Source organism: Burkholderia sp. AU28863, assembly GCF_002223195.1.
Classification (GTDB): Bacteria; Pseudomonadota; Gammaproteobacteria; order Burkholderiales; family Burkholderiaceae; genus Burkholderia; species Burkholderia sola.
Genome location: NZ_NKFE01000008.1, coordinates 330,339 through 355,166 on the forward strand (window position 1 = coordinate 330,339; position 24,828 = coordinate 355,166).

13 protein-coding genes are annotated in these 24,828 nt (G+C 71.0%); all 13 read right to left on the reverse strand.

What is annotated here, in order from left to right:
- Window positions 1-121: 121 nt before the first annotated feature.
- Window positions 122-1,735 (reverse strand): Fic family protein, encoded by a 1,614-nt coding sequence (locus tag CFB81_RS31330; protein WP_089437731.1) that lies wholly within the window; start codon window positions 1,733-1,735, stop codon window positions 122-124.
- Between the two features lie 235 nt (window positions 1,736-1,970).
- Window positions 1,971-4,763 carry a malto-oligosyltrehalose synthase gene (treY, locus tag CFB81_RS31335; protein ID WP_089437732.1) on the reverse strand — a complete coding sequence of 931 codons (2,793 nt, stop codon included), beginning with the start codon at window positions 4,761-4,763 and terminating at the stop codon, window positions 1,971-1,973.
- The gene (gene malQ / locus CFB81_RS31340; RefSeq protein WP_089437733.1) at window positions 4,760-6,979 is read right to left on the reverse strand and encodes a 4-alpha-glucanotransferase; all 2,220 of its coding nucleotides are present in this window, start codon (window positions 6,977-6,979) and stop codon (window positions 4,760-4,762) included. Before malQ ends, treY begins: the two co-directional genes overlap by 4 nt.
- Complete coding sequence (gene treZ, locus CFB81_RS31345; RefSeq protein ID WP_089437734.1) at window positions 6,976-8,847, reverse strand: malto-oligosyltrehalose trehalohydrolase; 1,872 nt, start codon at window positions 8,845-8,847, stop codon at window positions 6,976-6,978. Before treZ ends, malQ begins: the two co-directional genes overlap by 4 nt.
- 9 nt (window positions 8,848-8,856) lie before the next feature.
- Window positions 8,857-10,971, reverse strand: a complete 2,115-nt coding sequence (gene glgX / locus CFB81_RS31350; RefSeq protein ID WP_089437735.1) for a glycogen debranching protein GlgX — start codon at window positions 10,969-10,971, stop codon at window positions 8,857-8,859.
- Between the two features lie 32 nt (window positions 10,972-11,003).
- Complete coding sequence (glgB, locus tag CFB81_RS31355; RefSeq protein ID WP_089437736.1) at window positions 11,004-13,214, reverse strand: 1,4-alpha-glucan branching protein GlgB; 2,211 nt, start codon at window positions 13,212-13,214, stop codon at window positions 11,004-11,006.
- Complete coding sequence (treS, locus tag CFB81_RS31360; protein WP_089438148.1) at window positions 13,211-16,621, reverse strand: maltose alpha-D-glucosyltransferase; 3,411 nt, start codon at window positions 16,619-16,621, stop codon at window positions 13,211-13,213. The genes glgB and treS overlap by 4 nt, the downstream gene beginning before the upstream one ends.
- Window positions 16,621-20,013, reverse strand: a complete 3,393-nt coding sequence (locus CFB81_RS31365; protein ID WP_089437737.1) for a maltotransferase domain-containing protein — start codon at window positions 20,011-20,013, stop codon at window positions 16,621-16,623. Before CFB81_RS31365 ends, treS begins: the two co-directional genes overlap by 1 nt.
- A gap of 147 nt (window positions 20,014-20,160) precedes the next feature.
- The gene (locus tag CFB81_RS31370) at window positions 20,161-20,649 is read right to left on the reverse strand and encodes a phage protein NinX family protein (protein ID WP_089437738.1); all 489 of its coding nucleotides are present in this window, start codon (window positions 20,647-20,649) and stop codon (window positions 20,161-20,163) included.
- Window positions 20,650-20,678: 29 nt separating this feature from the next.
- The gene (locus CFB81_RS31375; RefSeq protein ID WP_089437739.1) at window positions 20,679-21,470 is read right to left on the reverse strand and encodes an endonuclease/exonuclease/phosphatase family protein; all 792 of its coding nucleotides are present in this window, start codon (window positions 21,468-21,470) and stop codon (window positions 20,679-20,681) included.
- Window positions 21,461-23,659 (reverse strand): VTT domain-containing protein, encoded by a 2,199-nt coding sequence (locus tag CFB81_RS31380; RefSeq protein ID WP_089437740.1) that lies wholly within the window; start codon window positions 23,657-23,659, stop codon window positions 21,461-21,463. The genes CFB81_RS31375 and CFB81_RS31380 overlap by 10 nt, the downstream gene beginning before the upstream one ends.
- Window positions 23,656-23,994, reverse strand: a complete 339-nt coding sequence (locus CFB81_RS31385) for a hypothetical protein (RefSeq protein ID WP_069616991.1) — start codon at window positions 23,992-23,994, stop codon at window positions 23,656-23,658. The genes CFB81_RS31380 and CFB81_RS31385 overlap by 4 nt, the downstream gene beginning before the upstream one ends.
- A complete protein-coding gene (locus CFB81_RS31390; protein ID WP_041492325.1) occupies window positions 23,991-24,686 on the reverse strand; it encodes an MgtC/SapB family protein in 696 nt (231 codons plus the stop codon). The genes CFB81_RS31385 and CFB81_RS31390 overlap by 4 nt, the downstream gene beginning before the upstream one ends.
- Window positions 24,687-24,828: the final 142 nt, after the last annotated feature.

Consider the following 24,828-nt stretch of genomic DNA (forward strand, 5'->3'; position numbering starts at 1 on the left):
GATCGCAGCGCAAGCGGAAACGGGCCGGTGACACCGAGCCGTGAAGAAGACGCGGGGAAACCGCTGTGGGAGGATGATCGCGGCGAGATGCCGCCGGAAGAGTGGTCGTGAGGTCGGGTATTTACTGGCCCGCCGGCCGTTCGGGCCGGTAACGGTCGGCAATCGCGACATCGACCGATTCACCGTCGCGAAATGCCGCAGAAACCGCATCAACGATAGCGGGCCAAATACCGGGTCGTTGCAGGACAGGCATTTCCTTCGCGAGGACGTTGCTGAGTTGTCCGTTGTTTTGCTCGAGCGATCGTAGTACCCGGTCGGCTTGATGATCCGGCATTTCGACGATTTCCTTGAGCGCCTGCCGAGCCAGCGTGTGGCTTCGCAAATAGCGCGACTCCTCGCGCATGTGTTCGGTTAGCGTGCGCCGGATGATGTTGGCCAGATATTGCACATGCGGACTCAGATCCGGATACCGCCATAGAGGTCTTGCCCGTTCGGCGCCGTCAAACGCGAAATTGGATACGACACCGTCCGGATAAGACGTCTGGGCCGCTGTGAACGATATGTTGTCGCGCACTTGTTCCATCAGGGGTACGGACACCTGATCCAGTACGCTGTCGTATCCACGACGTTCGCCGGCGTCGTCCATGATCACCGCGGAAACGGGAAGGATCACCGGCGCGGGAATGGCGCCGTCCCGGCGCAGGACATCGTTGATCAGGAAGCGATGGACGCGGCCGTTTCCGTCCGCTAATGGATGAACATAGACGAAACCGAAGGCTGCGACCGTGCTGCGCAGCACCGGGGATTGCCCGGTAGTGCGCTCCAGGAATGCGCGAAGTCCGTCGAGCATTGCGGGAACATCGTCTTGTCCAGGCGCCACGTAGTGGACGACTTCGCTAAAGCGTATGGTCTCTCCGACGAATACGGGCGATTGCCGGAAGCCGAAATGCGTGAGCGTGGTTCGCTCGCCGAGGATTTCCCGCTGCAGTTCGGCAGCGGCGGCATCTGTCAACGGTTGTTCGCCCTGAGCGGTACGTCGGGCCATGACGTCGGCGAAGCGCTGGATACGAGTGGTGTGGTCAGCCTCTCCCTCGATGGCAAAACTGGCCTTGCTTTCCCGCAATGTCATCCAGGTTGCCGCACGCATCAGCAAATCCTCGCCGAACTCCTTTGCCAGATCGGCGAAGAGACGCGGCACGTCAAGCGCGGCGGCCTCCATGAAAGCTGCAGTCTTGACGAGCGTCGGGCAGAAGTAGCGCGTACCCGGCAGGTTGTCGTTCACCCGCCACCGGGCATTTCTCAGAACGTGGTTGCGGGACGAGGTGACGATCTTGGTGTCGTCGAGGACGTCGACGTAGTTGCCGCCCAGTCGCTCGGGAACACTCAGGTGGTCATCGATGAGCCATTCGTAAAGAAAAGCGGCGCGACGGGCATACTGACCGGTCGGCTCGGCGTCGATCCACGCCTGGATGGCACTGGGGCCCGATTTCTTGAACACGCGCGTGAGAAGCTCCAGTTGCGGGATCTCGTGACGCAGATGAAACTGGAGATGGGCGGCGAAGTCATCCGACGGACGCATGAGTTCCGGGTAGGTTTCGAGTCGATAGCCGTCGACGATTTCGGTGGCTCGTCGGCTCCCGATGCGACTGAGTACGGGAGGCCGAGCCATGGGCGCAACGTCGCAGTTCGCGATTAACCACGCGCCGCCAATCGGATCGTCGGGCAATTCGGGCATGGGGAGGCTCCTGTCAGTCGGCTCAGGCTCTGCTCAAAATCGATTAGAAACGTCGGTTTTGTGCGCAAATCGATTACGGATGTACAAAAACGATTATACGCGGCCTGTTTTGCATAAATTCGATTATCCCCGAGCCACAGACGGGCGGTGTGGACACGACATCCGTCGGAAATTGTTTCGACCCCTTTAAGTGGGCTATGAGTCTCCATTCCTTAGGTGGCGACGACCGAGGGGGCTACCGGGCGCGAGCGTGTCCGGGACGATCCTGATTCGTCCGCCCCGCAACCAGCACCGCCACGGGCAACTCGGCCAGGCAGCGATCAACCGCCAGCACCCCTTCCGGCGCATCGATCGCGTCGCGCGCATTCAACCCGTCGATCCACGGTCCTTCGACGCCGCGCGGCAGCACGACCGCCGTGTCGCCCCACTGCGCAGGCTCCACGCGCGGCAACGCGGGCGCTTCGCCGAGCAACCGGCACGCGAGCCGAGTTGCGATCACCACCACGGTAGCCGCGTCATCGCAGCGCGCGAACGCCACCGCGTGCCGCGCGAGCTTCCCACGCACCCGCAGCGGCACGTACGCGCCGTGCGCAAACGTCGCCGGCCATCGCGCACGCAGCGCCAGCATCCGCTCGATCAGCGCGCGCTTCACCCGCGCATCGGGCCACACCGGCAGATACGACGCCACCGGGCCGTCGACCGATACGGTCGCCAGCGTCGCGAACGGCACGTCGCGCCGGTTGTCCGGGTCGACGAGCGAGTGATCCCATGACTCGGTACCTTGATAGAGATCGGGCACGCCGGGCGACGCGATCCGCAGCGCCGTTTGGGTCAGGCTGTTGACGACGCCGGCCGGCGCGATCCGTGCGACGAACGCATGCAGCCGATGCGCAAAATCGCCCGCGCCGCGCGGCGTCAGGATCGCGCGGACGAATGCTTCGCAGCCTTGCTCGTAGTCCGGCTCGGGCGCGAGCCAGTCGGTGTACTGCTTCGCCTCGCGCAGCGCCTTCGTCTGCCATTGCACGACGCGCGTCGCGAGCGCGTCGAGGCCGGCCGCATCGTCGGGGGCGAGCGCCGGCGGCCAGCAGCCGACGAGCGTCTGGACCAGCATCGCCTCGGCGGCCGGGCCCGGCGTCCACGCGAGGTCGCGGTGCGCACCGCCGCGATGCGGCAGGTTCAGCGCCGACCAGTCGAGCGACACCGCGCGCCACGCATCGGGCACTTCGCTGAGCACCGCGAGCCGCGCCCGCGCGTCCTCGCCGCGCTTGTGGTCGTGCGTGGCCGTCGCGAGGAGCCCATGCGGCACGGTGCGCGCACGGCGCCGGTTGCGTGCATGGAACGCGCCGCGCGACAGGCTGAAGTCGCCGGCGTCGGCGCCGACCTCGTTGCGCGACAGCAGCCGGCCGTAGCGATAGTTGGCCGTATCCTCGACGCCCTTCGCGGCCAGCGGCGCGGTGAGCTGCGCGAACGCGACACGCGCCGCGACCAGTGCATCGGCGTCCACGCGCGGCACGCGCACCACCGGCAAGCCGAGCCACGCGGCGACGTGCTCGAGCGCGAACCGGTCGGCCGGATCGACCGCCGCGTAAGCACCGTCGTACGCGTGCGCGAGCACGCGGCGGTCGGTGTCGGCCGGTTCGGCGCCCCGCGCCGGATACATCCGGTACACGGGCAGCCGTATTGCGAGTTCGCCGAGCACGCGCCGGATCGCGATCAGGCTGACGTCGCGCGTCGCGGGCGACGTCCGTGCGATTCCGTGCAGCAACCGCGCGACCCGTGCATGCTCGACGGCGAGCTGGCGCATCAGCACGCGCCGCTTGCCGTCGAGCGCTTCCTGCGCGAACGTGCGCGCGGAACCCGATACGGCCGCCCAGTGCGCGGCGAGCGGCTCGGCGCCGGCCGGGTCGTGCAGCAGCGCGCCGACGTCGTTCATGAAGTCGTAGCCGGTGGTGCCGTCGACGGCCCAGTCGGTGCGCAGCGCTTCGCCACGCGCGAGGATCTTCTCGACGACGATGTATGGCCGCGCGTCGCGCTGCGCGGCGAGCCGCGCGTGCAACCGGCGGCAATACGCGCGCGGATCGGCGAGGCCATCGACGTGATCGACGCGCACGCCGTCGACGAGCCCGGCCGCATGGAGGCGCAGCGGCAGCGCATGCACGGCGTCGAACACCGCCTCGTCTTCGACGCGCACGGCCGCGAGCGTCGCGATGTCGAAGAAGCGCCGCCAGTTCAGCTCGTCGGCGGCCGTGCGCCACCAGGCGAGCCGGTAGTGCTGGCGTTCGAGCAAGTGATGCAGGCACGCGCGCGAGCGTGCGCGGCGCGGATCGGCGCCGCGCAATACCGCGTCGAGCGCATGCGGGCCGTGCGCGGCCGCATGGTCGCGCAGCGCCGCATGGGTGGCGGCCAGCCGCGCGCTGTCGCGGACCGGCGCGACGTCGAAGCGCTCCGCGAGCGCGTTCAGGTCCGCGCGATTCGCGATGCGAAGAATGTCCGCATAGGTGGCGGCGGCAACCGGCAGCCGCCGCCCCGGGCACGCGATGTAGAAGCGGCCCGCGGCCGCATCGGCGCGCAGCGTGATGTCGCCGGCCGCGAGCGCCTCGCCGTACGGCGCGCCGAGGCACGGGAGCAGCACCTTGCCGTCGAGCGCCGCGTCGGGCGGATGCCAGTCGATGTCGAAATAGCGCGCGTAGGGGCTCGCCGGCCCCCATTCGAGCACGTCGTTCCACCAGCCGTTCGACGAGCCGCCGACGCCCATGTGGTTCGGCACGATGTCGATGACGATGCCGAGGCCGCGGGCGCGCAGCGCGTCGACGAGCCGCATGAAGCCGGCTTCGCCGCCGAGTTCCGCGCTGAGCGCGCCATAGTCGACACTGTCGTAGCCGTGCAGCGAGCCGGGCTCGGCCGTCGACACCGGCGACAGGTACAGGTGGCTGACGCCGAGCCGCGCGAAGTAGTCGGCGTGCGCAGCCGCGTCGTCGAACGTGAAGCCCGCATGCAGCTGCAGTCGCAGCGTCGCGCGTGGGGTCATGGGCCGTGCCTCCCCGCGCGGCGCGCCTGCACGACGGCGGCGATGCGCGCGCGCACGTCGGCGTCGAACAACGCGTCGATCGTGCGCGGCAACCGCTGCCGCCAGTTCGGATGGCCGCATGGCGGCCCCGGCAGGTTCGGCTGCGCGTCGAGCGCGAGCAGATCCTCGAGCGGCAGCAGCGCGAGCGGCGACGGGCTGCTCGCGACGTAGGCCAGGATCCCGTTCACCGGCGGCATGTCGGCCGGCGGCACCGCGGCGCCGGCCGGCGCGCAGCCAGCGTGCTGCAGCGCGTGCCACAGCGCGGCGCGCTCGGTCGCGCGTTCCGCATGAGCGGCCAGCAGTTCAGGCGGGGGAGGCGTCGCGTGATTCGAATCGGTGCGCGGCACGGTGTCGTGTCCGAACGCCATGCTTTGCACGATCTCGTCCGAATCGTGCGCGCTCGCATCGTCCGGCGCCGGGGCGGCGACATCGCGCGGTTGCGCTTCGTCGCGCCGCTTCGCGGCGTCGGCCTCGGCCGCGACGCGCCGCCACCCGAGATCGACGCCGCGCCACCAGCCGGCCACGGTCGGCAAATCGTGCGTCGACGTCATCGCGATCGCGTCCCGATCCCACGCGGACGGCGGCCGGAACGCGCCATTCGCGTCGCGCTCGAACCACAGCACGCGCATGCCGGCGACACCTTGCGCGCCGAGCCGTTCGCGCAACCCGGCCGGCACGGTGCCGAGATCCTCGCCGATCGCGATCGCGCGATGGCGGGCGGCCTCGAGCGCGACGAGCCGCACCAGATCGTCGAGCGGATAGCGCAGGTACGCGCCGCTGCGCGGCGAGCCGCCGTCCGGCACGATCCACATCCGCGCGAAGCCGAGCACGTGATCGATGCGGATGCCGCCCGCATGCGCGAACGCCGCGCGCAGCAGCTCGATGAACGGCATGAAGCCGTCCGCGCGCAGCGCGTCGGGCGTCCACGTCGTCACGCCCCATGCCTGGCCGGCCGCATTGAACAGGTCGGGCGGCGCGCCGAGCGATACGCCGCGCAGCAGCGTCGTGCCGTGCGCCCACGCGTCGCTGCCGGCCTGATCGGAGCCGACCGCGAGATCGGCGATCAGCCCGGTCGCCATGCCCGCGCCGCGCGCCGCGTGCTGCGCGTCGCCGAGCGCGCACGACGCGCACCATTGCAGGAACGTGTGAAACGCGATCGTGTCGGCATGCGCGTGCGCGAACGCGTCGACTTCCGCCGATCCCGGCATGCGCCATTGCGCGGGCCACTGCCGCCAGTCCGCGCCGATCCCGTGCTCGATGCAGAACGCCTGCAGCGCGTCGAAGCGCGCATGCGCGTCGAGCGCCGCGCCGCCCGCCGCACGAAAACGCTGGTACGTATCGCGCGACGGGTCGTCGCTGGCGCGCCATGCGTCGAAGCACGCACGCAGACGGCGCAGCTTCGCGGGCAGCACGCCAGGCCAGTCGATCAGCGCGGCATCGGCCGCGCCGGCGGACGCGCGATGCGCGGCTTCGGCGCCCGGCACCGCGTCGCTGTCGAGATACGCGACGTTGTGCCAGCGTCGCGACGACGGCGAATACGGGCTGTCGTGCGCGGGAAGCGCCGGATAGCCGGCGTGCGTCGGGCTGATCGCCACCGCCTGCGCGCCGTGGCGCGCCGCCTGCGCGGCGAGCCGCGCGAGCGCCGTGTAGTCGCCCGCGCCGTCGTCGCCGGTGCGGCGCAGGCTGTAGAGCTGCGCCGCGATGCCCCAGCGGCGGTCCGCGTCATGGGCGCGCGCGATCGCGTCGAACGGTAGCGCCCGCGGCGGCGCGATCGCGAGCCCGATACGCTGCTCGCCGATGTCGAGCGCGTGATAGCCGGGCATCGCGAGCGGCGGCAGCGTGCCGTGTTCGCCCGTGCCGCCCACGCGACCGTCCACGTGCCCGCCGGTTTCGAGCGAGATCCGGAAGCGCGCGCCCGGCGCCGCGACGGTCGCGGGCAGCGTCAGCGGCCGGCCGGCGTCGCCGGTCACGACGCGCGGCGGGGACGCCTTCGCATCGGCGAGCGCCGCTGCGCTGTCGACCCGCTGGATCGCGGTGCCGCATGGCCAGCCGAGCGCATCGACGAGCGCGACGAGCGCGTCGTCGGCCACGCGTCGCGCGACGCCGCCCGCGTCGGTCCAGTCGGGTTCCAGGCCGGCCGCGCGGGCGAGCGCCGCGATCGGGACGTCGGTCGTCATGACGGGCTCCGTCCGTTCGCGCGGTGCTGCCGCGCATCGTGGTTGACCGCACCGTCGCGCCACGCGACGCACGCGCGCGGCGGCACGTGCCCGCCGGGCAGCCGGTCGCGCGCACGCGGCGGCGTCTCGAACACGATCTTGCCGACCGGCAGCGCGGGCAGCGTCGCGTCGTGCGAGCCGAGATTCAGCGCGATCGTCAGCGTGCTGCCGTCGCCGAGGCGCCAGCGCGCGACCAGCGCGGGCGGGTCGCCGTCGCCCGCGAGCAGGTCGACGCCGAGCGAGCGCGTATCGGCCAGGTGCGGCGTCACGAGCGCCGCGCGCACGGCCAGCGCGCTGCGGTAGAAGCGCCGCCACGCGGCCGCGTCGGGCCACGACTCGTCGGGTGGATGGTGCGACGACGAGCGCACGAACGTCGCGATGTCGTTCGGATCGGGAATCGCGTCGCGATGCGCGGCGTCGGCGAACGCGGGAAACGCGGCGAATTCGCGACGCCGGCCTTCGCGCACCGCGTCGGCGAGCGCGCCGCGATAGTCGGTGAAGAACTGGAACGGCTGCGTGCTGCCGTCTTCCTCGCCCATGAACAGCAGCGGGATCGACGGCGCGAGCAGCATCAGCGCGGTGGCCGCGCGCACCGCGTCGTCGTTCGCGAGCGCGCGCAGCCGTTCGCCGAACGCGCGGTTGCCGATCTGGTCGTGGTTCTGCAGGAACACGACGAACGCGGTCGGCGGCAGGTGCGCGCTCGGCTCGCCGCGCGCGGCGCCGTCGTGCAGCGGCGACGGTTCGCCCTGATACGCGAAGCCTTCGCCGAGCGTGCGCGCGAAATGACGCAGCGGGGCATCCGCGTACGCGCGGTAGTAGCCGTCGCGCTCGCCGGTCAGCAGCACGTGCGCGCTGTTGTGGAAGTCGTCGTTCCATTGCGCGTCGAAGCCGTCGGGGCCGAGCAGGCTCGCGGTATTGCGCTCGTTCTCCAGCACGAGATGCACGTGGCGTGCGTCGCCCGCGTGCGCGCGCACACGGCGCGCGAGTTCGCGCAGCCACGCGTCGTCGTCGATCGCATGCGCGGCGTCGATGCGCAGCCCGTCGAAACGGTATTCGTCGAGCCAGTACAGCGCGTTGTCGATGAAGAACGTGCTCGTCTGCGGGCGGGAGAAGTCGATCGCCGGCCCCCACGCGGTCTGCCGGTCCGAGCGGAAGAAGTCCGGCGCGTAGCGCGGCAGCAGGTTGCCTTCGGGGCCGAAGTGGTTGTACACGACGTCGAGGAACACCTGCAGCCCGAGCCCGTGCGCGGTGTCGACCAGCGATTTCAGTTCCTCGGGCCGCCCGTACGACGCGTCGGGCGCGAACGGCAGCACGCCGTCGTAGCCCCAGTTGCGCGCGCCGGGGAATGCATTGACGGGCATCAGCTCAACCGCGGTCACGCCGAGTTCGGCGATCGCCGGCAGCCGCCGCTCGACGGCCGCGTAGCCGCCGCATGCGCCGACGTGCAGCTCGTAGAGCACCGTCTCGTGCCACGGACGGCCACGCCACGCGTCGTTGCGCCAGCGGTACGCGGCCGGATCGACGACCTGGCTCGGGCCCAGCACGTCATACGGCTGGAAGCGCGACGCGGGATCGGCCACCGCGAGCGCGTCGTCGAGCAGGTAACGGTACAGCGTGCCGGGGCCGCACGGCGCGACCGTCTCGAACCAGCCGTCGCCGGCCGGCGTCATCGGGATTGCACGGCCGCCTGCGTCCTGCAGTTCGACGGCGGCCGTGCGGCTCGCGGGCGCCCACAGCCGGAAGCGCGTGCGGTCCGCATCGATGCAGGTCGCGCCGAACGACGACGCGTACGCGTGCGTGCCGGGCGGATGGGCGGAACGGGACGTCATGGCGGCTCCTCACGAAGACAGGTCGGGTGGCACGGCCGCGACCGCGATCACGGCCGCATGCGCGGCGACGTCGAGCCCGGCTTGCGGCCACGAGCGCGGGCCGGCGTCGGGCGTCGCGGTGTCGAGCAGGATCCGGTAATCGAGCACGGGCGCGGGCGGCATGAACGTGATGGTCTCGGCCGATGCGTTCAGCATCACGAGCAATGCCTCGGTGCGTCCGGTGCGGCCGGTGCCGACGCGCCGCATCGTCAGCGCGCGGCGTTCGCCGTCTTCCCACGCGGGGACGGTCAGCGCGTCGCCGCGTTCGTCGAACCAGCCGATCTCGCGCATGCCCGGCGCGCCGTCGCGGTCGCCCGACGGATAACGCGGCGCCGACATCACCGGATACATGCGCCGCAGCGCGGCGAGCCGCGACACGAAACGGGTCATCTGCACGCCTTCGTCGCTGTGCGCCAGGTCCCAGTCGAGCCACGACAGTTCGTTATCCTGGCAATATGCGTTGTTGTTGCCCTGCTGCGTGCGGCCGAATTCGTCGCCGGCCACGAGCATCGGCGTGCCGAGCGCGGTAAACAGCGTCGCGAGCATCGAGCGCGCGACGCGCCGGCGCACGTCGCGGATCGCCACGTCGTCGGTCGGCCCTTCGGCGCCCCAGTTCGCGCTGCAGTTGTCGTCGCGGCCGTCGCGGTTGTCTTCGCCGTTCGCGTCGTTGTGCTTGCCCGCATACGACACGAGGTCGGCCAGCGTGAAGCCGTCGTGCGCGGTGACGAAATTGACCGATGCCCACGTGCGGCGCCGCCCGTGATTGAACAGGTCGGCCGAGCCCGACAGGCGCGCGGCCAGTTCCGGGCGCTGCCCCGCGTCGCCGCGCCAGAAGCGCCGCACGGTGTCGCGAAACCGGTCGTTCCATTCGGCGAAGCCGGGCGGATGGCGGCCGAGCTGATAGCCGCCGGGGCCGAGATCCCACGGCTCGGTGATCAGCTTGCGCTGCGCGAGCACCGGGTCCTGCCGCAACGCGTCGAAGAACCCCGCGCCGGGCTCGAAGCCGTGATCCTCGCGGCCGAGCGTCACGCCGAGATCGAAGCGGAAGCCGTCGATGTTGAACGCGCTCGCCCAGTAGCGCAGCGAATCCATCACCATCTGCACGACGCGCGGATGCGACATGTTCAGCGTGTTGCCGCAGCCGGTTTCGTCGACGTGGTAACGCGGATCGTCGGGCCGCAGCCGGTAATAGCTCGCGTTGTCGAGGCCGCGCCACGACAGCGTGGGCCCGAGCTGGTTGCCTTCGCACGTGTGGTTGTAGACGACGTCGAGCACGACCTCGATGCCGGCCGCATGGAGCTGGCGCACCGCGATGCGCATTTCGTCGAGCCGCCGCGTCGTCAGATACGACGGCTCCGGCGCGAAGAACGCGGCCGTGTCGTAGCCCCAGTAGTTGCGCAGCCCGCGCTTCACGAGTTCGCGCTGCTGCAGGAACGCGTGGATCGGCAGCAGCTCGACCGTCGTCACGCCGATCGACAGCAGGTGATCGACGAACGCCGGATGCGCGAGCGACGCGAACGTGCCGCGCTCCGGCGGGCGCAGCCCGGCGCGGCGCATCGACGCGCCGCGCACGTGGGTCTCGTAGATCACGGTGCTGCGCCACGGCACGTTCGGGCGGCGGTCGTTGCTCCAGTCGAACGCCTCGTCGACGACCACGGCTTTCGGCATCGCCGGCGCCGAATCGCGGCGGTCCATCGACAGGTCGGACCGGTTCGAATGCACGCGATAGCCGAACAGCGCGTCCGACCAGCGGAACTGGCCGACCAGCTTGCGTGCGTACGGGTCGAGCAGCAGCTTGGTCGGATTGAAGCGATGGCCGTGCTGCGGCTGGTACGGGCCGTCCGCGCGGAACCCGTACACGGTGCCCGGATGCGCGTTCGGCAGGTAGCCGTGCCATACCTCGTCGGTGCATTCGGGCAGGTCGAGGCGCGCGAGTTCCTTGCGGCCGGTCGGATCGAACACGCACAGCTGAATCCGGTGCGCGTGCGCGGAAAACACCGCGAAGTTGGTCCCGAGGCCGTCCCAGGTCGCGCCGAGCGGATAGCTGCGGCCGGGTTCGAGACGGTCGGGCAGGGCGGTCGGCATGGGGCGTATCTCCGTGTCGAGGGCGGGAGCAATCAGGCAGGTGTCAACCACAGCGTCGCGAGCGGCGGCAGGCGCAAGGTCGCCGACCACGTCTCGCCGTGCGCGGGCACGGCTTCGGCCCACACGGCGCCGTCGTTGCCGGCGTTGGTGCCGCCGTACGACGCGGCATCGGTGTTCATCAGTTCGCGCCAATGACCCGGCGCGGGCAGCCCGAGCCGATACCCGGCGCGAGGCACGGGCGTGAAGTTGCAGACCGCGACGACCAGATGCCCCGCATCGTCGCGGCGCGCGAATGCGAACACGCTGTTGTCGCGGTCGTCGCCGATCAGCCAGGAGAAGCCGGCCGCGTGGCAGTCGAGCGCATGCAGCGCCGGTTCGGCCGCATACGTGCGGTTCAGGTCGCGCACGAGCCGCTGCACGCCGCGATGCGCGGGCGCGTCGAGCAAGTCCCAGTGCGGCGTCGCATCGTGCGCGAACTCCGCCCATTGCGCGAATTCGCTGCCCATGAACAGCAGCTTCTTGCCGGGATGCGCCCACATGAAGCCGAAATACGCGCGCAGCGTCGCGAGCCGCTGCCACGCGTCGCCGGGCATCTTCGCGACGAGCGAGCCCTTGCCGTGCACGACCTCGTCGTGCGACAGCGGCAGCACGAAGCGTTCCGAGAACGCGTACACGAGCCCGAATGTCATCCGGTCGTGGTGATAGCGGCGGTGGATCGGGTCTTCGTGCAGGTACGCGAGCGTGTCGTGCATCCAGCCCATGTTCCACTTGAAGTCGAAGCCGAGCCCGCCGTCGGCGGTCGGCGCGGTGACGCCCGGCCACGCGGTCGATTCTTCCGCGACGGTGACGACGCCGGCCGGCGCGGCATCACCGTGCAGCGTGTCGTTCAGCCGGCGCAGGAACGCGACCGATTCGAGGTTCTCGCGGCCGCCGTATACGTTCGGCACCCATTCGCCTTCCTTGCGCGAATAGTCGCGGTACAGCATCGACGCGACCGCGTCGACGCGGATGCCGTCGACGTGATAGCGGCGCGCCCACGCGAGCGCCGACGCTACCAGGAATGCGCTGACCTCGGTGCGCCCGACGTTGAACACGCAGGTGTTCCAGTCGGGATGCATGCCTTCGCGCGGATCGGCATGCTCGTACAGCGCGCTGCCGTCGAATTGCGCGAGCCCGTGCGCATCGTTCGGAAAATGCGCGGGCACCCAGTCGACGAGCACGCCGATGCCGGCCGCGTGCGCGCGATCGACGAAGCGCGCGAAACCGTCGACCCGCCCGAAGCGCGCGGACGGCGCGAACTGCGCGAGCGGCTGGTAGCCCCACGAGCCGCCGAACGGGTATTCGGCGATCGGCATGAATTCGACATGCGTGAAGCCCATTCCCTTCACGTACGGAATCAGCCGCTCGGCGAGCTCGTCCCACGTCGCGCTGCGGTCCATCTGTTCGGGGATGCGCTGCCACGATTCCGGATGGACCTCGTAGATCGACCACGGCACGCGGTAGCGGTCGTCGTGGCGCGGCCGCGCACGCATCCAGCCGTCGTCGTGCCATGCGAACGCGTGGAGCGCCGCGACGTCGGCGACCACCGATGCCGTGCGCGGCGGCGCCTCGGTCGCCCGCGCGCACGGATCGGCCTTGTGCGGCAGCACGCGCCCGTCGGCCGCGCGCAGCTCGTACTTGTAGCGTTCGCCCGGGTCGATGCCCGGCACGAACAGTTCCCACACGCCCGACGGCCGCCGCAGCCGCATCGGATGGCGGCGCCCGTCCCATCCGTTGAAATCGCCGACCACCGATACCCGCTGCGCGTTCGGCGCCCAGACTGCGAAACGCACGCCGTCGGTATCGTCGATGCGCACCGGCGTCGCGCCGAGGCAGTCGAGCACGGCTTCGGGGTCGCCGGCCGAGAAGCGCGCAAGCGCCGCTTCGTCGAGCAGCGTGCCGAACGCATACGCGTCGTCGGTCACCTGATGTGCGTTCGGCCAGTCGATCGCGAGCAAATAGTGCGGCGTGCCGCCGTTGCGCGCGATCGTCCCCGCGAAGCAGCCGGCGCGGTCGACGCACGCGAGCGCGCCGAGTTCGGCGCCGTCAGGCGACAGCGCGCGCACGCGCTCCGCACCGGGCAGCAGCGCCCGCACGACGACCTGGTCGGCCTGTTCGTGCGGGCCGAGGCAAGCGAACGGGTCGGGATGGCGGCCGGCGAGCAGCGCATCGATATCGGCGCGTTCGAACAGCGTGTCGGTCATGGGTTTCCTCCGTCGTCGGGCAGCACGCCGTCGCCGAGCAGCCGGTCGACCAGTGCCGCCAGCCCGCCGACCGGCACGCTCAGCCAGTCGGGCCGGTTCGCGGCTTCGTAGCACAGCTCGTACGACGCCTTGTCGATCAGGAACAGCGCGAGCAGGCGATCCGCGTAGTGCGGATCGACGAAGCGCGCGGGCGCGAGGTCGGCCGCCGCGCGATAGCATTCGACGAAGCGGTCGGCGGCCGCCTGCCCGAAGCGGTCGAACAGCGCGCGCTTGCGGCCGGCCGCTTGCGGCGGCGCTTTTTCGATCGCGAATTGCGCGGTCGCGCTCACGTACGACAGCGAGCGCAGCAGGCCGGCCACGTCGCGCAGCGGATGCGATTTCGCGCGACGCCGCTCGAGCGCGCGCGCCGGTTCGCCTTCGAAGTCGATCAGCAGCGCGTCGCCCTGCACGTCGAGCACCTGGCCCAGATGGAAATCGCCGTGAATCCGCGTGCATTGCGCATCGAGCGTGCGCGGCACGAGTTCGCCGAGCGCCTCGACGGCCGCGTCGCGCGACGCGAGCAGCGCGTCGGCCGACGCGCGGGTGGCCGGATCGAGCGCATCGAGCCGCGTGCGCAGCACGTCGAGCGCGCGCTCGAACGACGCGATCGCGTCCACGCACCAGCCGTCGACGTGTTCGGGCGTCGCGCGTTCCGGCGCGAACGCGGGATCGTCGGACGGCTGCGCGAGCGCGACGTGCAACTGGCCGAGCCGCGTGCCGATGATGCCCGCGAACGCCGCGTAGCCGAGCAGCGCATCGGGCTCCTCGCCCGTTTCGGCGGCTTCGCCTTCGTCCGCGGCCGGTAGCGCGAGTTCGTCGATCGCGCGCCGCAGGAAATCGAACGAACGCGTCCACGCGTCGCCCTGGTTGTCGACATAGCGTTGCAGGATCGCGACCGTGTGCGGCGTGCCGTCCGGATCGACGTGCACGACTTCGCCGGCGAGCGTCGCGGTGTTCGCATAGCCGATGCGCGTCAGGTGCCGGCTCATTTCGGCTTCCGGATGAATGCCGTGCGCGACCTTGCGCACCAGCTTCAGCACGATCGCGTCGCCGATCACGAGCGAGCTGTTGCTCTGCTCGGCCGCGAGCCAGCGCACTTCCGCGTCGTCGCCCGGGTCCAGCCCGGCGAGCGCGTCCTCCGGCAGAAAGGTGAGTTGGCCGCCGTCGGACATCGGCACCGTCGCGCCGTCGCGCAGCTTGCGCAGCATCCCGCGCGCGAACGCCGGCAGCGCGAACGCGTCGGTCAGGTAGCCGACCGTATGGCCGCGCCGCACGCGCGCGAGCGCCAGTTGCGCGAACAGCGGATGGGACGTCTCGCCGCCCCACGCGGTCGCGAGCGGCACCACGTAGCGTTCGACGCCGCCGTCGCTCGCCGACACCCACGCCTCCGCGTACTGGAACGGCTCGTCCGGAATCGGCGTGACGACGTTCAGCCAGGCGTCGCCGATCTTGCGATCCTTCGACGCGAACCAGCGCCGCCGCGCGAGCCACGATGCGAGCGCATCGTGCGCGAGCGCATGCAGTTGCGAAACGTCCGGCCGCGTATCGCCGCGCCGCATCACGAGCGTCACGTATTCGGGCAGCGGCTCCGCGTGCGGTTGCCGCCACGACGGCTCGCGGCCGTGCTCGGCGAGCACGAACCACAGGAACCCGTAGGGCGGGAAGGTGAGGAGATACGGGAGCTGGCCGATCGGCGGAAACGGCGAATCGGACGTCATCTCGATCGGCACGCGCCCCGCGAATTCGGACAGGTCGAGTTCGACCGCCTGCGACGCGCGCGACAGGTTCGCGACGCACAGCACCGGCTCGTGGCCGTCCAGCTCGCGCAGGTACGCGAGCACCTTGCGGTTCTCCGGGCGCAGGAAGCGGATCGTGCCGCGCCCGAACGCCTGCGACGCGCGGCGCGTCGCGAGGATGCGCCGCGTCCAGTTCAGCAGCGAATGCGGGTCGCGCGTCTGCGCCTCGACGTTGATCGCGTCATAGCCGTACAGCGAGCCCATCACCGGCGGCAGCACCAGGAGTTCGGGATCGGCGCGCGAGAAGCCGCCGTTGCGGTCCGACGACCACTGCATCGGCGTGCGCACGCCGTCGCGATCGCCGAGGTGGATGTTGTCGCCCATCCCGAGCTCGTCGCCGTAGTAGATCACCGGCGTGCCGGGCATCGACAGCAGCAGCGAATTGATCAGCTCGATGCGGCGCCGGTCGCGCTCCATCAGCGGCGCGAGCCGGCGCCGGATGCCGAGGTTCAGCCGCGCGCGGCGGTCGCTCGCATAGGTCTGCCACAGCAGGTCGCGCTCCGAATCGGTGACCATCTCGAGCGTCAGCTCGTCGTGGTTGCGCAGGAATACCGCCCACTGGTTGCTCGGCGCGAGCGCCGGCGTCTGCCGCATGATGTCGAGGATCGGAAAGCGGTCCTCGCTCGCGATCGACATGTAGATGCGCGGCATCAGCGGGAAGTGGAACGCCATGTGGCATTCGTCCTCGTTGCCGAAGTACTCCTGCACGTCTTCCGGCCACTGGTTCGCTTCCGCGAGCAGCATCCGGTTCGGATACTCGGCGTCGATCGTCGCGCGGATCCGCTTCAGGATCGCGTGCGTCTCCGGCAGGTTCTCGTTGTTCGTGCCTTCGCGTTCGACCAGGTACGGCACCGCGTCGAGCCGCAGCCCGTCGATGCCGAGATCGAGCCAGAAGCGCATCACCTGGATCACTTCGCGCACGACGGCCGGGTTGTCGAAGTTCAGGTCCGGCTGGTGCGAATAGAAGCGGTGCCAGTAGTACTGGCCGGCCACCGGGTCGTGCGTCCAGTTCGACGTTTCGGTATCCAGGAAGATGATCCGCGTGCCCGCGTATTTCGTGTCGGTGTCGGACCACACGTAGTAGTCGCGATGCGTGGAGCCCGGCTTCGCGCGGCGGGCGCGCTGGAACCACGGGTGCTGGTCCGACGTGTGGTTGATCACCAGTTCGGCGATCACGCGGATGCCGCGCGCATGTGCTTCGCGGATGAAGCGCCGTACGTCGGCCAGCGTGCCGTAGTCGGGATGCACGTCGCGGTAGTCGGCGATGTCGTAGCCGTCGTCGCGGCGCGGCGACGGATAGAACGGCAGCAGCCAGATCGTGTCGACGCCGAGTTCGGCGATGTAGTCGAGCTTCGCGATCAGGCCGGGGAAATCGCCGATGCCGTCGTTGTTCGAGTCGAAGAACGACTTCACGTGCACCTGGTAGATGATCGCGTCCTTGTACCACAGCGGATCGTCCGCACAGAGCGCGGGTTCGCGGCGGCGCGCACGGCGCCGGCGCGGCGTGCCGGCCGGCGCGAGCGACGGGAATTGCGCGCGGCGCACGTCGTCGAGGGAATCTTCGCGTTTCATCATGCATGCGCTCCCGAAGGGCGGCGGGCGGGATCCGGTTCGGGCGCCGCCGCCCGCGTGGCGCCCGGAGACGGCGCGAGCCGCCAGATTGCGTACGGCCGCACGTGCGGATCGAGCGACACGTACTGGCGATGGCCGCGCCAGGTTTGCGCGTGCGCGGCGTCCTGTTCGAGCGCATCGAGCGGTTCGCCGTCGGCCAGCCCGAGGCCGCGCCACAGCGCCGCGTCGAGCGTGAAGTTCGCGGCCTGCGGATGCCACGGGTCGAGACTGATCGCGACGATCACCACGCTGTCGAACGCGGGCGTCGCCTTCATGAACACGAGCACGGAGTCGTTGTCCGCGTCGACGAACGTGAGACCGAGATGCGTCTGCAGCGCCGGGTGATCGCGCCGCGCGCGGTTCAGCCGCGCGATTTCCGTGCCGATGTGCGCGGCCTTGCTCCAGTCGCGCGCGCGCAGCTCGTATTTCTCCGCATCCGCGTATTCCTCGCTGTCCGGCAGCGGCGCCGATTCGCCGAGCTCGAAGCCCGAGTACAGGCCCCACGAGCCGGCCAGCGTCGCCGCGAGCGCCGCGCGGATCACGAACTGCGAGCGCGGCGCGTTCTGCAGGTGGCGCGGGTTGATGTCGGGCGTGTTGACGAAGAAGTTCGGCCGGAAGAATTCGCGCGCGGGCCCGGCCGTCAGCTCGGTCAGGTAGTCGATGAAGTCGCGCTTCGACTCGCGCCACGTGAAGTACGTGTACGACTGCGAGAAGCCGACCTTCGCGAGCCGGTACATCATCCCCGGCCGGGTGAACGCTTCGGACAGGAACACGACGTCCGGATGCCGGCCGCGCACGTCGTCGATCATCCACGCCCAGAACGGCAGCGGCTTCGTGTGCGGGTTGTCGACGCGGAAAATCCGCACGCCCGCATCGACCCAGAACAGCACCGCGTCGCGCAGCGCGAGCCACAGGTCGGGCAGCGCGTCCGGCGCGTAGAAATCGGGGTTCACGATGTCCTGATAGCGCTTCGGCGGATTTTCCGCGAAGCGCAGCGAGCCGTCGGGCCGCCACGCGAACCAGCCCGGATGCGCGGCGAGCCACGGATGGTCGGGCGAGCACTGGATCGCGAAATCGAGCGCGATCTCGAGCCCGTGCCCGCGCGCGGCGTCGACCAGCGCGCGGAACGAGTCGAGCGTGCCGAGCTGCGGATGCACGGCCGTGTGGCCGCCGTCGGGCGAGCCGATCGCGTACGGGCTGCCGACGTCGTCGGGGCCGGCGCTCAGGCTGTTGTTGCGACCCTTGCGCGCGGACGTGCCGATCGGGTGGATCGGCGGGAAATACAGTACGTCGAAACCCATGTCGCGGATGCGCGGCAAATGCGCGATCACGTCGTCGAACGTGCCGTGCCGGTGCGGATCGTCGCTGGCCGAGCGCGGAAACATCTCGTACCAGCTCGAGAAGCGCGCCTTGCGGCGTTCGACGTCGACCGGGTAGACCGTCGCGTCGTGCGTAACGAACGGGCGGTAGCGCAGCGCCGCGAACGCGTCGGCGAGCGCGGGCCCGCCGATCAGCGCGAGGCGGTCGTCGGGCGACGCGTCCTTGAGCGCCTCGATGAGCCGTTTCATCTGCGCGAGCGCGCGTGGATCGGCCGGCTCGGCGCGCTTCAGCGCGGTCGCGAGCAGCAGTTGCGCTTCGCGCACCTCCAGCGTCACGTCCTGGCCGGCCGCGCGCTTCTTCGCGATGTCGGTGACGAGCGACGCCCAGTCGTCGCGCCACGCGACCACGCGAAATTCATGGCGGCCGAGCCGGTCGAGGGTGACGCAGGCGCGCCAGCGGTCGTTCGGCTCGGCTTCGAACGGCACTTCGCGCCATTCGTCGCCATCGGCGGCGCGCCACTGCAGCACGGCCGCCAGATGCGCGTGCCCGTCCGTGAAGATCGATGCGCTCACGACGAGCGGCTCGCCGATCACGCGCTTGATCGCGAAGCGGCCGTCGTCGACCGACGGTTCGACGCGCTCGATCGCGATCCGGTCGGCCGCGAGCGCCGCCGACAGCGCGGTGCGCTCGCGGGCGGCGTCGGCGCGCGCCGTGACGGGCGGCGCCCGCCAGGCATGCAGCAGCGCGTACGCGCCGGGCGCGAGCGTGAACGGCTCGAGCGCGGCTGGCGGTTGCGTGTGCGCGCCGTCCTGCGTGGCGACGCGCGTGAAGCCGCCCGGTACGCCGGGCAGGATCGTCGCGGGGTCGATCGTGGCGGGCGCGTCGAGATCGGGATTCAAGGCGATCAGCAACGCCGCGTCGTCGTGTTCGAGCGACGGGCCGGTGCCGCGCAGCAGCGCGGTCGCGCCCGCGCCCGGCGCGCTCAGTTGCACGATCTCGCCGCGCGCCGCCGCGACGGGTGTCGCGCGGCGCCACGCGTTCGCATCGGCGAGCGCGCCCGACAGGTCGAAACGCGCGTGCTCGAATGCGGCGCGGTAGCGCACGGCATCCGCGTCGCGCGCCATCAGCGGCACCGTCACGCCGCGTTCGAAACCCATCGGCACGAGCCAGCCGGTGCCGACGGCCGCCGCCGTCCACAGCGCGCGCCGATACGCGCGGGCGACGGTATCGTCCGGCGCGTCGGGCCAGTCGTCGGCGAGACGCGGGCCGTCGGGCGCATCGGGAAATGCGATCGGCGCGCCGATGCGCCGCAGCAGCCGGTGTTCGTCCGCGAACCACGGCGCGCGCAGATCCCACCAGCGCACCGATGAAAACACCGCGTCGAACCCGGCGGCTTCGAGCTGCGCGAGCGCGTCGCGCGCATGGCCGGGTACACCCGCGAGCACTGCGACGTCCGGGCGCGCACGGCGCAGCGCCGCGCGCCAGCCCGGCCACCAGTCGGCCGGTAGATGATGCGGCGCGTCGATCAGGAAGCCGGCCGCGCCCGCGTCGGCGAACGTCGCGAGATGCGCGCACCACCATGCCGACAGCGCGTCGCGCACCGCTTCGTCGCCGGCGTTCGCATGCGCGATGTCCAGCGCGTGCGCGGTGCCGCGCGGGTCGATCAACGCGTCGTCGTGCGTGCGCTCGACGTACCAGTCAGGATGCTCGGCGCGCAGCGGGTTCTCGCGCGCGATGCGATCGGGTACGACTTCGAGCAGCAGGCGCAGCCCGTGGCCCTTCGCCAGTTGCGCGAGGCGCGAGAAGGTTTCGAGCGCGCTCGCGCGTGTCGCGAACGACTGGGCCGGCCGCCGGAAATCGGCCACGTGGCGCGGAAAGCCGGCGACGCTCGCGGCCCAGAACGCACCGACCAGCACGTGATCGAATCCCATCCCGGCGATATGCGCGAAGGTCTGCGGCCATGCGTCGAGCGGCCCGACGAGGCGGGCGTCGCAGAAGTAGAGGTGTGGAGCGAACGGCGGTGTGGAGTCCATGGCGTGGGGCGGGCGGCGGCGAGCGGTAACCGTCGGTGCGTCGCAACCTGCGTGCCTGCTGCGCGATTCCCTGCGGGCACGGCGTGTGCGGAAAGCCGGCCGGAAAGGGCCTGTCGTTTTTACATGACCGCCGGACTCGCGCATGATCTACATGCGTGGTACCGAGCGGATATCCGAACTGTCTCCCATCGCCGGATCGTCATCTGACGTCGGAATCGGCACACCCGGGTCATACCGCACCACCGCCCCATGTTCGATCCGGTGCGGGAACGGCGGCGGCTCGTCCACCTCGTCGCCGAAGCGCGCGCGCACGAACGCGCGCAGCAGTGCCACGCGCGCATCGCGGCCGCGAGCGCCGCACGTCGACGGCCCGTCGACGAAGGTTGCGTCGCATTCGACGTCGTCGCCGTGGCGGGCGATTCGCAGGTCCTCCACGCGTTCAAGCACCGTGCCCGCATCGGCCCACGATGCCGAAGGCGCAAACGGCGCGTTGAGGTGCCGGAACGCGTCGCACGCGGCCGTCACGACGACGGTCGGCGCGACGGCCGTGAAGCGCAGCGTGTCTTCGTCGTCGGCGCACAACGCGCGTGCACACCAGTAGTCGAGATCCTTTCCGTCGAGTGCGTCGGTTCGCATGAGCTGCCTCCGTCGGATCGAAAAACGGCTTACCGCGCAAGCGCCGTGCCCGTCGCCGGCGTCACGCGCATCCGGGCCACCAGCGGATAGTGGTCGGACGCGTGCCGCGCCCGCGCGCTGCGATGCACCACCACGTCGACCAGTAGCTCGCCCGGATGAATCCAGATCCGGTCCAGCGAGAACACCGGGCACACGGTCGGGAACGTGCGCGGCGCCGGCGCGCGCCGGAACCGCGTGACGAGCGCCTGCAGCGCGCGGCCGCGCACGAACCATTCGTTGATGTCGCCGAGCAGGATCACCGGCATCGCGCCCGTATCGAACGCCGCGAGCAGCCGCTGCACCTGCGCGCTCCGTTCGCTGGCCGACAGCCCGAGATGCGTCGCGACCACGCGGATCGGGCCCGCGCTGCAATCGATGTCGGCGTCGAGCGCGCCGCGCGGCTCGCGCGGATGGAACGACAGGTCGAGCGTGCGCGCCGCGCGGATCGGGCAGCGTGACAGCACCGCGTTGCCGTAGCGGCGCTCCGGCGTATCGATCGTCGCGCCGGCCACCGCATGCATGCCGGTCGCGTCGCGCAGGTGCGCGAGCACGTCGGGCGCACGCGTGCCGCCGAGCGGCACTTCCTGCAGCGCGATCACGTCCGCATCGAGTTCGTCGATCACCGCCGCGATCCGGTCGACCGCGCGCGCCGGCCAGGCGCCGTAGCCGCCGTGAATGTTGTAGGTCGCGATCCGCAGGTCGCGCCCGCCCGGCGCGGCGGCGGGCGCCGCGTCGGCGGTGACGACGTGCGGCGGCGGGGCCGGATCTTGGCTCAGCGCCATCGTCGCAGCACCCTCACGAGCAGGATCGACACGCCGACCAGCGCGAGGCCGATCGCCGCGAGCCACGCGAACGCGCCGGGCCCCGGGTGGCTGAGCGCGGCGGTCAACTGGTGCGCGAACGTGACCGTCAGCACGATGCCGGGCAGCATCCCGAGCGCGGTGCCGATCAGGTAGTCGCGCAGCCCGATGTGCGACGCGCCGGCGACGAGGTTCACGACGGTGAACGGCGCGATCGGCAGCAGCCGCAGCACGGCCATCGCGACCACGCCGCGCCGGCCGATGTGCTCGCTCAGCCGGTTCGCGCGCGGGCCGGCCAGCCGGCGCACCGCGTCGCGCCCGAGCCAGCGGCCGAGCGCGTAGGTCGCGGCGGCTGCGGCCATCGAGCCGACGCCCGCATACGCGAAGCCCGGCCACGCGCCGAACACGAGCCCCGTCGCGGCAATCAGCAGCGTGATCGGCACCGCGAAGGTCGCGGCGATCACGTAGGCCGCGAGCAGCAGCACCGGCGCGGCCGGCAGCCGCGCGATGCCGGCCACCGCGCGCGACAGCGACGCAACGTTCAGGTGCGCGCCCAGCGGCGTGAAGCGCCACGCAAGCGCCAGCGCGGCGATCGCGAGCACCACCGCGCCCAGCACGAAGAAGCGCGCGGTGAGCGAGCGATGCTGCTCGTGCGGCACGAATTCGCGGACGAACCGGTCGGGCTCGATCGGCTGCTCGGGGTCGAGCCGCGCGCTGACCGGCACGAGCGCCTCGAATTGCGGCGACACGGCCGGGTCGAGCGTGCGCAGCGTGCGGCCCGGCTTCGCGCGCAGCCGGTCGAGTACGACGTTCGGCCGTTCTCCGCACGCGAATGCGTCGGCCACCGCCGCGGGCGTCGTGCCGAGGTGCTCGGCCAGCAGCCGATCGCGCATGCCGGCGATCGTCGCGCGGACGCGGGCATCGCCGCCCGCGACCAGCGCGATGCAGCATTCGGTGTCGAGCAGCATCGAGCGGTTGTTCAGGTTCGCGCTGCCGATCACGATGCATTCGTCGTCGACGATCGCGACCTTGCTGTGCACGTTCACGCACCCGTCGCCGAGCCCGTCGACGTGCGGATACAACAGCCGGTAGCGATCGAAGCGGTCGGCCGACGCGAGCGTCGCGTGCAGCCGCGCGCGCAGCACGCCCATCGTCGCTTCCTGCAGCCAGCCGCTCTGCACGCGCGGCGCGACGACCGTCACGTCCGGCCCGTGCGCGTCGGCGAGGCGTTCCGACAACGCTTCGCGCACCACCGCCGCGGTGAAGTACTGGTTTTCGACATACAGGTGCCGCTCCGCGGCGCGGATCATGTCCTCGACGAGCGCACGCACCTGCGTGACCGGTTCGCGACCGCCGTGGCGCGGTGCGGTGTACGCGATGCCGAGCCGCACGTCGCGCACGTCGACGCGCGCGTCGGGCGGCCACGGATCGGGGTCGTCCGGCCGGTCGAGATGCCGCTGCGCGCGGATCGCGATCGGGCGCCCGCACGCCTGCAGCCAGCGGGCTCGCGCCTGTTCGCCGATCGCGGCGGCCGCGTCGCCGTCGAACATCGCGTGCACGTCGTGGAACGGGCCGTACGGCATGCCGTGCTCGTCGCGGCGGCGCGGGTCGTCGGCCGCATGCGCGGGCGTGTCCCAGCGGGCGCGCGTCAGGTCGAGGCCGCCGACGAACGCGAGCCGGTCGTCGATCACGACGAGCTTCTGGTGATGCGACGCGCCGCGCGGGTGCGCGTCGTCGAGCCGGAACCGGATGCCGCGATGCGCGCGCCAGCCGGCTCGATACACGGGCGGCCAGTCGCGCTCCAGCGCGTAGATCATCGCGAAGTCCCACGCGAGCACGTAGATGCGCAGGTTGTGGCGGGCGGACGCGAGCGCGTGCAGGAAGGCCGCGAGCGTGTCGGGCAGCGTGTCGTCGGCGCCGCCCGGCGCGAGCCGCATCCGGCTGTCCACGTCCCAGCCGACGATGAACACCGTATGGCGCGCACGCAGCAGCGCGGCGCGCAGCGTCGAGAAATACGCGTCGCCGTCGACCAGCATCGCGAAGCGGTCGGCATGGCGGATCGTGTCGCAGTTGCGCCCCTGTTCGAGCAGGCCGTGCCGCGAAGGGCCGTCCGCCGGCGCGGGATCGACGCGCCGATCGTCGGCGCGCGGCACGCGGTCCGGCACGATCATCGTGCGCCGACGTCCCGGCCGCCGTCGATCCGCTGCAACAGCGCGTCGCAGCGTGCGCGCAGCGCCTGCAATTCCGGCGAATCCGCGTCGAGCCGCACGCGCTCGCCGCTGTGCGGATCGCCGTGCGTGATCGCGATGTCGTAGATCTCCTGCGCGATCGTCGCCGACGCGTGCGCGATCCTGATCCGGTCGAGCCACTCGCATTCGGCGTGTCGGCACGCGAGCCACGCGCGCAACGCGCCGACCAGCTGGCTGGTCGTGAGCCACGCGCCGCTGCGCATGCGGGCGGCGAGCTGGCTCGTCACGAGATAGGAGAGCAGGTCGGTCTGAGTCACACGAAACTCCTTGACGAGGTGTCGGGTTGACAGGTCCGGACGCACGCGATGTTTTGCAGCGTTTCGCAGATCGCCGCAAATTCCGGCCCGCTCGTGCGCGAGAACGAGACGGAGATGTCGTCGGTGTCCGGATCGTCGTCCGACTGCTGGACGATGAACCGTTTCACGCGAACGCGCCCGGGGCCGAGCGCCTCGTGCAGCGTGCCGAGCGTCAGGCCGCCGCGTTCGGCCACGAGCAGCAGCGTGCGCTGCTGGCGCTGCGCGATGAAGCGGCGCTCGAGCGGCTTCACGCCCGCGAGGATCGCGAGCACGATCGCTGTCGCGCCGACCGATGCAACCACCATGCCGCCGCCCGCGGCGAGCCCGACGCCGGCCACCGCCCACAGGCTCGCGGCCGTCGTCAGCCCGCGCACCACTTCGCCGCGCAGCAGGATCGAGCCCGCGCCGAGAAAGCCGATGCCGGACACGACCTGCGCGGCGACTCGCGACGGATCGAGCACGACGCCGTTTTGCCCGCGCACGTCCTCGAAGCCGAACGTCGACACCAGCATCACGAGCGCGGAGCCCACGCACACCAGCATGTGCGTGCGTAGCCCCGCGGCCCAGTTCAGGCGTTCGCGTTCGAGCCCGATCACGCTGCCGAGCAGCGCGGCCAGCAGCAGGCGTCCAAGCAATTCGAGGTGGCCGATCATGATGTGCATCCCTTCCGGCGCTTCGAGATGCGGGCCGGTAACGGTTCGATGCGGAAAAGGGACGCAAGCAGCGTGCCGGCCGGGCACGGCGCGTGCGCGCGAGGCCGGCGGCGCGCACGGCGATCATGCGGTGCGCATTTTT